Annotated in this window: 11 protein-coding genes; 8 read left to right on the top strand and 3 right to left on the bottom strand. The window is 69.6% G+C overall.

The window, feature by feature from the left end; translation table 11 throughout:
* Window positions 1-3: 3 nt before the first annotated feature.
* Entirely contained in the window at window positions 4-792 is a 789-nt protein-coding gene (locus J0F76_RS09755) for an ABC transporter ATP-binding protein (protein WP_207468576.1), read from the top strand.
* 9 nt (window positions 793-801) lie between these two features.
* Window positions 802-1,983, top strand: a complete 1,182-nt coding sequence (locus J0F76_RS09750) for a phenylacetate--CoA ligase family protein (RefSeq protein WP_207468574.1) — start codon at window positions 802-804, stop codon at window positions 1,981-1,983.
* Here J0F76_RS09750 and J0F76_RS09745 read toward each other — a convergent pair whose 3' ends face one another.
* The 3 genes from J0F76_RS09745 to J0F76_RS09735 all read right to left on the bottom strand — a co-directional run bounded on the left by J0F76_RS09745 (window position 1,984) and on the right by J0F76_RS09735 (window position 4,962).
* Window positions 1,984-2,655 carry a Crp/Fnr family transcriptional regulator gene (locus J0F76_RS09745; RefSeq protein ID WP_207468572.1) on the bottom strand — a complete coding sequence of 224 codons (672 nt, stop codon included), beginning with the start codon at window positions 2,653-2,655 and terminating at the stop codon, window positions 1,984-1,986. It abuts the gene before it with no gap.
* Between the two features lie 267 nt (window positions 2,656-2,922).
* A complete protein-coding gene (locus tag J0F76_RS09740) occupies window positions 2,923-4,182 on the bottom strand; it encodes a glycerate kinase type-2 family protein (protein WP_207468569.1) in 1,260 nt (419 codons plus the stop codon).
* A gap of 3 nt (window positions 4,183-4,185) precedes the next feature.
* Entirely contained in the window at window positions 4,186-4,962 is a 777-nt protein-coding gene (locus J0F76_RS09735) for a FadR/GntR family transcriptional regulator (protein ID WP_207468567.1), read from the bottom strand.
* A 94-nt stretch (window positions 4,963-5,056) separates the two neighbouring features.
* Here J0F76_RS09735 and J0F76_RS09730 point away from each other — a divergent pair, with 94 nt between their 5' ends.
* The 6 genes from J0F76_RS09730 to J0F76_RS09705 all read left to right on the top strand — a co-directional run.
* A complete protein-coding gene (locus J0F76_RS09730) occupies window positions 5,057-6,511 on the top strand; it encodes an FAD-linked oxidase C-terminal domain-containing protein (RefSeq protein WP_207468691.1) in 1,455 nt (484 codons plus the stop codon).
* A gap of 14 nt (window positions 6,512-6,525) precedes the next feature.
* Window positions 6,526-7,602, top strand: coding sequence for an FAD-binding protein (locus J0F76_RS09725; RefSeq protein WP_207468689.1), 1,077 nt, complete (start codon window positions 6,526-6,528; stop codon window positions 7,600-7,602).
* A gap of 1 nt (window position 7,603) precedes the next feature.
* Window positions 7,604-8,899, top strand: coding sequence for a glycolate oxidase subunit GlcF (glcF, locus tag J0F76_RS09720; RefSeq protein WP_207468557.1), 1,296 nt, complete (start codon window positions 7,604-7,606; stop codon window positions 8,897-8,899).
* A gap of 120 nt (window positions 8,900-9,019) precedes the next feature.
* Entirely contained in the window at window positions 9,020-11,113 is a 2,094-nt protein-coding gene (locus J0F76_RS09715) for a TonB-dependent siderophore receptor (RefSeq protein WP_207468547.1), read from the top strand.
* Entirely contained in the window at window positions 11,110-12,009 is a 900-nt protein-coding gene (locus J0F76_RS09710; RefSeq protein WP_207468687.1) for an ABC transporter substrate-binding protein, read from the top strand. Before J0F76_RS09715 ends, J0F76_RS09710 begins: the two co-directional genes overlap by 4 nt.
* Window positions 12,006-13,660 (top strand): iron ABC transporter permease (locus J0F76_RS09705; protein WP_207468537.1); only part of this gene is annotated, 1,655 nt, incomplete at its 3' end. The genes J0F76_RS09710 and J0F76_RS09705, both read left to right, overlap by 4 nt.

Raw genomic sequence — 13,660 nt, 5'->3', positions numbered from 1 at the left:
GCCATGCCCGCGCTGACCCTGGAAAACGTCGAGGTGATCTATGACAAGGTCTTCCTGGCCATCAAGGGCGTCTCGCTGGAGGTGGCCGAGGGAGAGATGGTCGCCCTGCTGGGATCGAACGGCGCGGGCAAGTCGACGACGCTGAAATCCATCTCGGGGCTCTTGGGCCCCGAGCGCGGGCTGGTCACGCGCGGTGAAATCCGCTGGGGCGACCGCTCGATCCTGGACATGGGGGCGCCCGAACGGGTGGCCTCGGGCCTGGTGCACGTGCTGGAGGGCCGCCGCATCTTCGGCCACCTGACGCCCGACGAAAACCTGGTGGCGGCCTATCGCGGGCGCAGCATTTCCCGGTTCAACGAGCTGCGCGAACAGGTCTATGCCTATTTCCCGCGCCTCAAGGAGCGGATCAAGTCCAAGGCCGGATACCTGTCGGGCGGCGAGCAGCAGATGCTGGCGATCGGCCGGGCGCTGATGACCGAACCGAAACTCATCATGCTGGACGAGCCGTCCCTGGGGCTGTCGCCGCTGCTGGTGCAGGAAATCTTCGGCATCATCCAGGAGATCAACGCCCGGCAGAAGATGTCGGTCCTGCTGGTCGAACAGAACGCCGCCGCCACCCTGGACATCGTGGGCCGGGCCTACCTGATCGAACAGGGGCAGGTCGTGATGTCGGGGTCGGCCGAGACGCTGAAGTCGAACCCCGACGTACAGGACTTCTATCTGGGCGGGGCCGAACACACCGACTACCGCAACGTCAAACACTATCGCCGGCGCAAGCGCTGGCTGGCCTGAGGAAAGCCCATGATTGCCGATCCCGACCTTGACCGCGACGCCCGCGCGGGGAACCCGCTTGAGCGGCTGAACGCGCAACTGGCGCGGATGCGCGCCGACCAGCCCTTCTGGGCGGACCTGCCCGATGCGCCGCTGGACAGCCTGGCCGACCTGGCGCGTCTGCCGGTCCTGCGCAAGTCGGACCTGGTCGCGATGCAGGCGCAAGCGGCGCCCTTCGGGGGCCTCGCCGGCAGCCCGGTCGGCCATCTGCGCCGCCTGTTCGTCTCGCCCGGGCCGATCTTCGACCCCGAGGGGCGCGGGCCGGACTGGTGGGGGTCGGCGGCGGCCCTGCGGGCTGCCGGGGTGCAGCCGGGCGACGTGATCCTGAACACCTTCTCCTATCACCTGACCCCCGCCGCCTTCATCTTCGAGGCCGGGGCCGAGGCCCTGGGCTGCCCGGTCATTCCCTCGGGTCCCGGCAACACCGCCGACCAGATGACCGCCATCGGGCAGTACCGCCCGCGCGTCTATGTCGGCGTGCCGGATTTTCTGAAGATCCTGCTGGACAAGGCCGACGAAGGCGGCATCGACCGCACCTGCCTGGAAATCGGCATGGTCACGGGCGCGGCCCTGCCCGACAGCTTGCGCGCGGAACTGGCCGGGCGCGGCGTCGCGGTCAGCCAGTGCTACGGCACCGCCGACTTGGGGATCGTGGCCTATGAGGACGGCGGGCCGGGCATGGTGCTGAACGACGGGGTGATCGTCGAGATCGTCCGCCCCGGCACGGGCGATCCCGTGGCGGATGGCGAGGTGGGCGAGATCGTGGTGACGCGGCTGGACGCCGACTATCCGTTGCTGCGCTTCGCCACGGGCGACCTGTCGGCGATCTTCGCAGGCAGCACGGGCGGACGCCGCATCAAGGGCTGGATGGGCCGCGCCGACCAGGCCGCCAAGGTCAAGGGCATGTTCGTGCGTCCCGAACAGATCGCCGCCATCGGCCGCGGCGTTCCCGGCTGCGGCCGCCTGCGGCTGGAAATCAGCCGCAGCGGCGAACAGGACCGGATGCATCTGCTGGCCGAACATGCCGACGACAGCGCCGCAGCCCCCCTGGCCCGGAAACTGGCCGAGATCACCCGCCTGAAAGGCTCGGTCGAGGTGGTGGCGCCGGGCAGCCTGCCCAATGACGGCCGCGTCATCGCCGACCTGCGCTGATCACTCCATGACCGGCGCGCCGGCGGCCAGCCGCGCCTGGTCCAGGATGCGCACGGCATTGCGGCCCAGTTCGATGATGCCTTCGTCGCGCAACTCTCCCAGCATCCTGTTCACCGTCTGGCGCGAACAGCCGATCACCACGCCAAGCTGGGACTGGCTGATGCGCACCGCATCCTCGGATTCGCTGGTCAGTTGCTGCAGGTACAGGCGAAGCCGCTGCTGCGCGGTGTAATAGTGGTCCGCCGCCTTGTTGCGGTTTTCCCGCATCAGCCTGTCATGCAGCAGGGCGCAGAGATTCGGGATCAGAACCTCGGAGGGCATGTGCGTGCAAAGCGCCTTGGCGGGGCAGAACAGCACGGTCGTGTCGGGCATGGTCAGGCAACTGCAGGCGCAGGGGCGCCCCGACAGGGCCTCGACCTCGCCCAGCATCTCGCCGGCGCTGGCGATGTGCACGATGACCTGGTTGCCCGAACTGTCGACGTAATTGACCTCGACCCGGCCCGACGCGACAAGATAGCCTCCGGTCGTCTGCTCGCCCTGACGCAGGATGGTGGTCGGGGATTTCAGGACGCGGGCGGTGCAGGACGCCAGAAGCGCATGTTTCTGGTCCTTGGACAAACCCGTCAGGATACGCGCGTCGAACAGATGGGCATAATCCAGCGGGTCAACCATTGCGCATTGGTCCGTCATGCAGGGCAATGACCTACCAGTAAACCAGGAAATCGCGTGGCGGAAGCAGCAAAAATGGCTATCCCGGCCCCATGGGGCACCGCATCAACCAATGCGACGGGATAGCCTGAACTCGCACTTAACCCAGATGTCTACGCACCACGACTGCGCGACATCACTGATAGCCCCATTGCGCCGGACCAAGTGTCAAGCAGGCGACATTCCGCCATCACAAAAACAAAATTTCTTTTCTGAGCCGTCAAACAACAATCAAAGGATCAAAACGGCCCGGAAATCATTGACATTGGTCAATGTGGGACCCGTGACGACAGCAGCGTCAATTTGCCGAAAGAACCCGTGCGCGTTGTTCGTCGCCAGCGCCCGGACCGCCTCGGCCCGCCCGGCGCGGGCCAGCGTGTCCGGGCCGATCAGGGCACCGGCGACCTCGGCCGCGCCGTCGACGCCGTCGGTGTCGCAGGCAAGGGCGTGGATGCCCGCCGCCCCGTCCAGAGCCAGCGCAAGCGCCAGGCAGTATTCCGCATTCGGCCCACCGATCCCGTCGCCCCGGCGGGTCACGGTCAGCTCGCCTCCCGACAGGATCACCAGGGGCGCCTCGGCCGGGGCGCGCGCGGCCCGCCGGTCCAGGATCAGGCGCGCATGGGCTGCCGCGACCTCCCGGGCCTCGCCTTCCAGCGAGTCGCCCAGGATCTCGACGGCGCAGCCCGCCGCCCGGGCCAGGTCGGCGGCGGCGGCCAGCGATTGGGCAGGGGCGGCAACCACTCGGTTCTCGGTCCGCGACAGGCGCGCGTCGCCGGGCGGAACCACACCACTGCGCCCGTGCAGGGCGCGGCTGACGCTGGCCGGCACCGCGACCCCCCATCGGTCCAGAACCGCAAGCGCATCGGCGGGGGTCGATTCGTCGCCCACGGTCGGCCCCGATCCGATCAGGGCCGGATCGTCGCCCGGAACGTCCGAGATCATCAGCGACAGCATCCGCGCGGGCCAGGCCGCCGCGGCAAGCTGCCCGCCCTTCACCCGGCTCAGGTGCTTGCGGACGATGTTCATCCGCCCGATCGGCGCGCCCGAGGCTAGCAGACCCGCGTTCACCGCCTGCTTTTCGGCCAGCGTCACCCCCTGCACGGGGGCGCAAAGCAGCGCCGAGGCCCCGCCCGAGATCAGCGCCAGAACGACATCGCCGTCGCCCAAGCCGGCCAGCAGATCCAGCATCTGCAGCGTGGCCCGGGCACCGGCCTCGTCGGGGACGGGATGGGCGGCCTCGACGATCCGGATGCCCCGGCACGGGCGGCCATACCCGTAACGGGTGATGACCAGCCCCTCGCAGGGGCCCCAGGCGGCCTCGACCGCCTCGGCCATGCGGGCGCTGGCCTTGCCCGCGCCGATCACGACCACCCGTCCGGCCGGCCTGGGCGGCAGATGGGCCGCCAGCGACCGCATGGGATCGGCAACCTCGACCGCCCGGTCGATCAGGCTGCGCAGGAAGGCGGCGGGGTCGGACTGGGGATCGGTCATGGCCTAGCGCCGTTGCCCCAACCCACCGCCCGACTGGCGGCGGCGGGCGGTTTCCCCATGGGCCTCGGCCTCGGCGATGTCGCGGGCCGCCTGGCGGACATAGGCCAGGTGGGCATGGGCGGCGGCGCGGGCGGCATCGGGATCGCCTTTCAGGATCGCCTCGGCAATGGCGCGGTGCTGGGCCAGAAGGTGATCGCGCACCCGGGGCCGGGTGAACATGCGCGCCCGGTTGGCCGCCACGTTGCTGCGCAGGTTTCCCGACAGCGCCCGCATGATCTGCAGCAGGACCAGGTTGTGGCTGGCCTCGTAGATCGCCTGGTGCAGCGCGGCATCGGCATCGGCCTCGTCGGCGGGGACGGCGGCGGCATGGGCGGCCTCGATCCGCTCCAGCGCGGCGGCGACATGGTCGCGGTCCAGCGGAGTCGCGCGGGCGGCGGCCAGACCCGCCGCATGGCTTTCCACCACGTCGCGGAAATCCAGGTAGTCGTCCTCGACTTCGGGCCGCTCGGCCAGCAGCGCCAGCAGCGGATCGGTGATCGCCGTCCGGCCAAGCCCCGCCACGCGAAGCCCACGCCCCTTCTCGCCCACCAGCAGCCCCCGGTCCTGCAACAGCTTCAACCCGTCGCGGAGCGTCGGGCGCGAGACGTTCAGGCGGAGGGCCAGGTCGCGTTCGGGCAGCAGCGCCTCGCCCGCGGCGAGCGAGCCTTCCAGGATCAGCGTCTCGATATGCCGGGCCACGGCCTCGGCCGCGCGTTCGGGGCGGATGGAAAAATCGCTCATGGAACACCCATATCCATGGCCCCATCTCATCGCAATTGACAGGCTTGGTCAATTTATTTTACCAAAAGGGGAACAGGGAGGCACAGCCATGTCCATCGCCATGCCGACGCCCGACGGGCGCATCATTGCCCGCGGCCCGCAGATCGTCGCGGCCCTGCGCGCCGTCCTGCCCCCCGACGCGGTGATCGACGACCCGCAGGAAACGCGCGCCTATGAATGCGACGCGCTGACCGCCTATCGCTGCCCGCCGCTGGCCGTGGTCCTGCCGCGTTCGACGGCCGAGGTCGCGGCGGCCATGAAGGTCTGCGGCGACTTGGGCGTGCCGGTGGTGCCGCGCGGGGCGGGCACGTCGCTGGCGGGCGGCGCGCTGCCCACCGCCGACAGCGTGATCCTGGGCACCATGCGCCTGCGCGACGTGCTGGAAATCGACACCGACAACCGCTTCATCCGCGTCCAGACCGGCGTAACCAACCTGTCGGTCAGCGCGGAACTGGAACCGATGGGCTTCTTCTACGCGCCCGACCCGTCCTCGCAACTGGCCTGCACCATCGCGGGCAACATCGCCATGAACTCGGGCGGGGCGCATTGCCTGAAATACGGGGTCACGACCAACAACCTGCTGGGCGCGACGGTGGTGCTGACCAGCGGAGAGGTCGTCGAACTGGGCGGGCCGGAACTGGGCCCCATGGGCCTGGACCTGCTGGGCGTGCTCTGCGGGTCCGAAGGCCAGCTTGGCGTCGTGACCGAGGCCACGCTGCGCATCCTGCCCCGTCCCGAAGGCGCGCGGCCCGTGCTGATCGGGTTCGAGTCCCCCGAGGTCGCGGGCGAATGCGTGGCCAACATCATCCGGTCCGGCGTTCTGCCCGTCGCCATCGAATACATGGACGAACCCTGCCTGCGCGCGGTCGAGGCATTCGCCAAGGCGGGCTATCCGGACTGCCCCGCCGTGCTGATCGTCGAGGTCGAGGGATCGCGGGCCGAGATCGACGACCAGATCGCCCGCATCCGCGCCATCGCCGATGCGCTGAACCCCGTCGAGTTCCGCGAAAGCCGCAATGCCGACGAGGCGCTGGCGATCTGGAAGGGTCGCAAGTCGGCCTTCGGCGCGATGGGCCGCCTGGGCGACTATATCTGCCTGGACGGGACCGTGCCGGTGGGGCAGTTGCCATACACCCTGCGCCGCATCGGAGAATTGTCGCGCCAGCACGGGCTGGAGGTCGCCAACGTCTTCCATGCAGGCGACGGCAACATGCACCCCTTGATCCTGTTCGACGCCAACAAGCCCGGCGATCTGGCCCGCGCCGAGGCTTTCGGCTTCGACATCCTGCGCTTGTGCGTCGAGGTCGGCGGCTGCCTGACCGGCGAACATGGCGTGGGCGTGGAAAAGCGCGACCTGATGGGTGACCAGTACGCGCCCGACGACCTGGCGATCCAGATGCAGGTGAAGGACGTGTTCGACCCCGGCTGGCTTCTGAACCCCGCCAAGGTCTTTCCGCTGGACGCCAGCGCCGCCCACAGGAATGCATATCGCGCGAGGGCCGCCGAATGACCGTCGTCCTGGATCTGGCCCCTGCGACCGAGGCGGAACTGGCGGAAATCATTGCCGACTGCCATGCCCGCCGCACCCCCTTGCGTATTGCAGGCGGCGGCACGCGGATCGAAAATCCGCTTGTGGCGGAAACCCTGTCGCTGTCGCGCCTGTCCGGCGTCGTGACCTATTCGCCGGGCGAGATGACCCTGATCGCCCGCCCCGGCACTCCGCTGCCCGAGATCCAGCAGATGCTGGCCGCCGAGGGCCAGGCCCTGGCCTTCGAGCCGCCCGACCTGCGCGCTGTCCTGGGCAGCAACGGCACGCCCACGCTGGGCGGGGTGGTCGCGGCCAATGCCTCCGGCCCGCGCCGCTTGGCTGCGGGGGCCTGCCGCGATCACCTGCTGGGGGTGCGCTTTGTCGATGGCCGGGGCCGCGTGCTGAAGAACGGCGGGCGGGTGATGAAGAACGTCACCGGCCTCGACCTGTCCAAGCTGCTGGCCGGTTCCCACGGCACGCTGGGCATCCTGACCGAGGTTGTTCTGAAGACCCTGCCCTTGGCTCCCGCCCGCACGACGCTGGCCTTCCCCGGCATCGACGAGAGCACCGCCCTGCGCATCTTCACGACCGCGCTGTCCACCCCATACGAGGTCTCGGGCGCGGCCCATGTCGGCGGCACGGCCTTTCTGCGGCTGGAGGGGCTGGACAGCCAGCTTGCCTATCGCCGCGACCGGCTGCTCGCGCTGCTGGCGGAATTGCGGCCGCAGGTAACGGACGACGCCCCGTGGGAGGCGATCCGCGACGTTGCGCATTTCGCCGGCGGCGGGCCGCTGTGGCGCATCCTGTGCAAGCCGACCGACGCGCCCGGCATCTGCGTGAAACTGCGGGCGATGGGCGGCGATTGTTCGCTGGACTGGGGCGGCGGGCTGGTCTGGTATCGCGGCCCCGGCAATCCGCGCGCCTTCGTTCCCCATGCCACGCTGGTCCGCAGGGGCGGCGCCGAAGGCCCGGCTTTCCCGCCGCTGGCCCCGGCCGTCGCGCGCCTGAACGACGGGCTGCGCCGCAGCTTCGACCCGGCGGGCATCCTCAACCCCGGCCTGATGGACGCCTGAAATGCAAACGACCTTCACCGCCGAACAATTGGCCGACCCGCTGACCGCCCGCAGCAATGAAATCCTGCGCACCTGCGTCCATTGCGGCTTCTGCACCGCCACCTGCCCCACCTACAAGGTGCTTGGCGACGAACTGGACAGCCCGCGCGGGCGCATCTACCTGATCAAGGACATGCTGGAAAACAGCCGCGTGCCGGACGCCAAGACGGTCCAGCACATCGACCGCTGCCTGTCCTGCCTGTCCTGCATGACCACCTGCCCCTCGGGCGTGCACTACATGCACCTGGTCGATCACGCGCGGGAATACATCGAGGCGAACTATCGCCGCCCCCTGCCCGACCGCCTGCTGCGCTGGCTGCTGGCGAAGATCCTGCCCTATCCCCGCCGCTTCCGGCTGGCGCTGCGGGGCGCCCAACTGGGCCGTCCCTTGCGCCGCCTGATGCCCGACGCGCGGCTGCGCGCGATGCTGGACATGGCCCCGCGCGACATCCCGCCCCCCAGCCTCAACGACCGCCCGCAGGTCTTCGCGGCCGAAGGGACGCGTCGCAAGCGCGTGGCGCTGCTGACGGGCTGCGCGCAGCGGGCGCTGAACACCGACATCAACGACGCCACCATCCGCCTGCTGCGCCGCCATGGCTGCGAGGTGGTGATCCCGCGCGGCATGGGTTGTTGCGGCGCGCTGACGCATCACATGGGCCGCACGGACGAAAGCCATGCCATGGCCGCAGCCAACATCCGCGCCGTGATGGCCGAGGTGAACAGAGACGGCCTGGACGCGGTGGTCATCAACACCTCGGGCTGCGGCACGACCGTCAAGGACTATGGCCACATGTTCGCGGGCGACCCGCTGGAGGCCGACGCCGCCCGCGTGGCCGGGCTGGCCAAGGACATCACCGAGGTCATGGCCGACCTGGGCCTGTCGGACGCGATCCACGCCGCGCCCCTGCGGGTGGGCTATCACGCCGCCTGTTCCCTGCAACACGGGCAGCAGATCAAGGCCACGCCCAAGGAACTGCTGGCTGACGCGGGCTTCACCGTACTGGAGCCCAAGGACAGCCACATCTGCTGCGGCTCGGCGGGCACCTACAACCTGATGCAGCCCGCCATCAGCGCCGAACTGAAGGCCCGAAAGGTCGCCACGCTGGAGGCCACGAAGCCGCAGGTCATCAGCGCCGGGAACATCGGCTGCATGATGCAGATCGGATCGGGCACGGGGGTTCCGGTCGTCCATACCGCCGAGCTGCTGGACTGGGCCACCGGCGGGCCGAAGCCGCGGGTACTGCGGGACGTGGCGTGAAAATGCCACACCAGGGTTAATGGTCTAGCATTTTCGTCGGGAATCCTTGACGGGCAGGTCGTTCATGGGCGATTGCTCGTTCCAGCGACAAAAGCCCTGCCCTTCCTGTTCAGGTATCCCATGCAAGCCTTGCCCCGTTCCCTGCTTCTTGCCAGCGCCAGCGCGCTTGCGCTGTCCTGTCCCGTCCTGGCGCAGGATGCCGGTTCCCCGACGACCTCGGACGATTCCGTCTTCGTTCTGGGCGACATCACTCTGACCGTCGATGACGTGGCAGGGTATTTCGCCAATGGCGCACAGGCGACCAAGTCGGCGGTGCCCATTTCCGAAAGCCAGCAGTCGGTTTCGGTCGTGACCGAGGACCAGATCGAGGATCAGGGCGCGCGCAACCTGGGCGAGGCGCTGAGCTACACCGCCGGGGTGGTGGGCCAGCCTTTCGGCATCGACCCGCGCTTCAACAACCCGACCCTGCGCGGCTTTGGCACGGAAAAGGCACAATATGTGAACGGCTTGCGCCAAGGGCGCTTTTTCGGCTCGGTCGATTACGAAACCTACGGGATGCAGCAGATCGAGGTGCTGCGCGGACCCTCCTCGTCGCTCTACGGCGCGGGGATGCCGGCCGGGATCATCAACCAGGTGCAGAAGCGCGCCCAATCGACCGAATTTGGAGAGGTCGGGCTTGGCCTTGACAGCAACGACGGCAAGCAGGTCTTCTTCGACGTGAACCGCGCGCCCGGCGACACCCTGTCCTGGCGCCTGACCGGCACCGGCCGCGACATCCGCACCCAGATCGACGAGCTGGACAACGAACGCGGCTACCTGGCCGGCGCCGTCCGCTGGAACCCCGATGACGCGACCACCATCGACTTCCTGGCCTCCTATACCAAGGATGCGCCGATCTCGCCGGTGGGGATTCCCTTCGGCCTGACCGAACTGGCCGACGGCGAGGATCTGCGCGATCTGTACGTCGGCCAGACCAACTGGGACGACAGCGACCGCACGATGTGGAACCTGGGCCTGGAGTTCAGCCGCGACCTGGACAACGGCTGGACCCTCAGCCAGGGCTTCCGCTATGAAAAGCTGGACTGGGACTATACCGGCACCTATGTCTCGACCGGGGCGGTGATCGGCGCGGACGGCAGCTTCCTGCGCGGGGCCAGCCAGCAGAGCGAAAGCAGCGACAGCATCAGTCTGGACACCCGCCTGTCGGGCGAGGCGATCACCGGGGCGGTGACGCACCAGCTGCTGTTCGGGACCGACATCCGCAAATACGACGCCGACGAAAGCAGCCTGATCGAACGCGACCGCACCACCTTCAACTGGCTGAACCCCGACAACGGGGGTCCGCTGCCGGTCTTCGAGGGCACGCCGAACGCGGGTTCGGTCACGCTGAAGCAGGTCGGCCTCTATGCCCAGGACGAGATCATCTATGACAACTGGCGCGGGTCGGTCGGGCTGCGCTATGACTGGGCGGAACAGACCGGCACGCAATACGGCGTGCCCGCCGAATTCGACGAGAGCGAGCTGACGGGCCGGGCCGGGCTGTCCTATCGCTTCGCCAACGGCGTGATGCCCTATGTCAGCTACGCCACCTCGTTCGATCCGCAGACCGGCCTGAACGAACTGGAACAGCCGCTGAAGCCGACCGAGGGCGAGCAGTGGGAAGTCGGGCTGAAATACCAGCCGTCCGGCTTCGACGGGTTGATCACCGCCGCGCTCTACGACCTGCGCCAGACCAACGTGAACCAGTGGGCGGGCACCAGCCCCGACGGCTTCAACCTGTATCGCCAGATCGGTGAGGTGAAGTCGCGCGGGATCGAGCTTGAGGCCACGGCCGCCATCGGCCAGTCCTGGAACGTCCGCGCCGCCTATGCCTATAACGACACCGAACAGCTGGGCGGGATCAACACCGGCCAGCCGATGTGGAACGCGCCGCGCCACATGGCGTCGGCCTGGGTGGACTATGACTGGGGCAACGGCATCCGCACTGGCGGCGGCATCCGCCACGTCGGCAGCCGCATGGATGTCAGCAACACGATCGAACTGGAGTCGTTCACGCTGGTCGATCTGGGCGCCACCTATGCCCGGGACAATGTCGAGGCGACCCTGAACGTCGCCAACCTGACGGACGAGGTCTATCTGTCCACCTGCGGATGGTTCGGCTGCTATTACGGCGAGGGCCGCACCGTGACCGCGAAGGTCAGCTACAAGTGGTGATCGGCGGGGGCACCCTGCCCTCGCGCCGAGCGATCCTGACCGCCGCCGGAGCCTTCCTGGCGGCGGGCTTTCCGTTGCGGGCGGCCCCGCCCGCCCCGCGCCTTGCGGCCATCGACTGGGCGATGCTGGAAACCGCCGTGGCCTTGGGCCACATGCCGGTCGCCGCCGCCGAACTGGTGCGGTTCCGCGCCGATGTGATCACACCCGCGATCCCCGCCGATGTCACCGACTTGGGCCTGCGCGGCGCCCCGAATTTCGAGCTGCTGCAGCTGGTCCGGCCCGACCTGATCCTGTCCTCGCCCTATTACACCCGCTACGAGGACAGGCTGCGCCAGATCGCCCCGGTCCTGTCGCTGCCCTTCTTCACGCCGGGCGAGCCGCCCCTTGCCAAGGTCCTGTCGGCGCTGACGATGATGGCCGATGCCATCGGCGACCCGGACGCGGGCACGCGCGCCGTGGCGGCGACGCAAGACAGGCTGGACCGGCTGGCGCTGCGGCTGGCGCCGTTCCGCGACCGGCCCGTGGCCTTGGTCAACATCGGGGACGCGCGCCACATGCGGGCCTTCGGCTTCGACAGCCTGTTCGGCAGCACGCTGGAGCGTCTGGGCCTGCGGAACGCCTGGTCGGGAAACACCGCCTTCAGCTTCCTTGCCCCCGTCCCGATCGAGCGCCTGGCCCAGATGCCCGAGGCCCGGCTTGTCAACATCGGCACCCTGCCGCCCGCTGCCGAACGCGCGTTGGGGCGCAGCATCCTGTGGCGCGCCCTGCCCCCGGTGGCCCAGGGGCGCACCCACCTTCTGCCCGCCACCAACGCCTTTGGCGCCGTTCCTGCCGCGCTGCGCTTTGCCGACCACCTGGCCCGGGCCTTCGAGGCCGGACCCCGGGCCATCGCATGACGGCACGTCTGGCCCTTTCCCTGGCGGCGCTTGCCGCGACGGCCTTGTGGCTGGCTGCGGCGCTTCACCTGCTGCCCTTCGAACGCTGGCCCGGCTGGCCGCTGGACCCAAGGAACATGGACATCGCCCAGATCCTGCTGGGCTTCGGGCTGATGCCGCGCGGAGTGGTGGCGCTGCTGGCGGGCGCGATGCTGGGCCTGTCGGGCGCGATCCTGCAGGTGGTGCTGCGCAATCCGGTGGCCGATCCGACGACGCTGGGCATCTCGGCGGGGGCGCAGCTTGCGCTGGTCATGGCGACGATGCTGACGCCCGGCCTGCTGGATCACGGCCGCTGGCCGGTGGCCTTGGCTGGTGCGGGACTGGCGGCGGGACTGGTGCTGCTGATCGGCGCGTGGCGGGGCTTTGCACCCGTCACCACCGTGATCGCCGGGATGCTTGTCGGGATGACCGCCAGCGCGGTCGCGACGGCCATGACGCTGGCGCAGGGCCAATACCTGCTGTCGCTGGTGATCTGGAACGGGGGCTCTCTGGTGCAGGGGGACTGGTCGGGCGTGCGCGTGCTGGCGGGGGTGCTGGCGTTCGGCGGCCTTGCGGCGGCGGCGCTGGCGCGCCCCCTGCGCGTGCTGTCGCTGGGGGTCGAGGGGGCATCGGGCCTTGGCCTGAACGTGGCGGGGGTGCGCCTTCTGGCCGTGGGGGTGGCAGTTGTTCTTGCCGCCGCCGTGTCCGCCGAACTGGGGCTGATCGCCTTTGTGGGCCTTGCCGCGCCGGCGCTGGCACGCACGATGGGCGCGGCCTCGATCCCGCGCCTGCTGGCGTTGTCGCCTGTTGTCGGCGCGTTGATCCTGTCGGTCTGCGATGGGGTCGTCCTGCTGGTCGCGGGGCAGGCGGGCGAGATGTTTCCGACCGGCGCGCTGACCGGGCTGATCGGCGGGCCGCTGCTGATCTGGCTGCTGCCCCGCCTGCGCGGATCGACCCCGCCGGGGACCGAGCGTGCCGAGGGTCCGGCCCCCCGCCGCGACCGTCCCGCGCCCCTGCTGATCGGGTTGGCCGTGGCCCTGGTCCTGGCCGCGCTGGTGCTGGTCTGGATCGGCCGCGTGCCGGGGGGATGGGCTGTTCTGGACGCGCAAAGCTATGCGGCCTTCCTGCCGATGCGCCTGCCGCGCCTGATCGCGGCGGCGGCGGCAGGGGCCGCACTGGCCCTGGCGGGCGCGATCCTGCAGCGGCTGACCGCCAACCCCCTGGCCTCGCCCGAGGTTCTGGGCGTCTCGGGCGGGGCGGCGATGGGCTATGCGGGCGTGGTCTATCTGGTGGCGGCGCCCACGGCGGTTGCCCTGGCGCTTGGCACCATGGCGGGCGGCGCGCTGGCCCTGGTGCTGATCGCCGCCTTCGTCAGCCGCCGCGACATGCCCGCCGAACGCGTGCTGCTGGCGGGGATCGCGGTGTCGGCGCTGGCCTCGGCCCTGCTGTCGGCGGCGATGGCGGTGGGCGACACGCGGTCCTTCCAGATCCTCGCCTGGCTGTCGGGGTCGTCCTCGGCCGTGACCATGCCGGGCGCGCTGGCCCTGGCGGCGGTGGCGGGCGTCTTGTGGACGGGCGCGCTGCTGGCGCAGCGCTGGCTTGCGGTGCTGCCGCTGGGCACGGGCGTCGCGGG

The sequence above is a fragment of the Paracoccus fontiphilus genome (genome assembly GCF_017356265.1).
In the GTDB taxonomy this organism is placed as follows: domain Bacteria; phylum Pseudomonadota; class Alphaproteobacteria; order Rhodobacterales; family Rhodobacteraceae; genus Paracoccus; species Paracoccus fontiphilus.
Note: the sequence above shows the minus strand (reverse complement) of the source record. Positions and strands in the feature narration are given on the sequence as shown.

What these genes read in the sequence shown, in the direction of transcription:
- J0F76_RS09755 (WP_207468576.1), top strand. Translation starts at nt 4, where the DNA reads ATGCCCGCGCTGACCCTGGAAAACGTCGAGGTGATCTATGACAAGGTC.
- J0F76_RS09745 (WP_207468572.1), bottom strand. Translation starts at nt 2,655, where the DNA reads ATGGTTGACCCGCTGGATTATGCCCATCTGTTCGACGCGCGTATCCTG.
- J0F76_RS09735 (WP_207468567.1), bottom strand. Translation starts at nt 4,962, where the DNA reads ATGAGCGATTTTTCCATCCGCCCCGAACGCGCGGCCGAGGCCGTGGCC.
- glcF (WP_207468557.1), top strand. Translation starts at nt 7,604, where the DNA reads ATGCAAACGACCTTCACCGCCGAACAATTGGCCGACCCGCTGACCGCC.
- J0F76_RS09715 (WP_207468547.1), top strand. Translation starts at nt 9,020, where the DNA reads ATGCAAGCCTTGCCCCGTTCCCTGCTTCTTGCCAGCGCCAGCGCGCTT.
- J0F76_RS09750 (WP_207468574.1), top strand. Translation starts at nt 802, where the DNA reads ATGATTGCCGATCCCGACCTTGACCGCGACGCCCGCGCGGGGAACCCG.
- J0F76_RS09740 (WP_207468569.1), bottom strand. Translation starts at nt 4,182, where the DNA reads ATGACCGATCCCCAGTCCGACCCCGCCGCCTTCCTGCGCAGCCTGATC.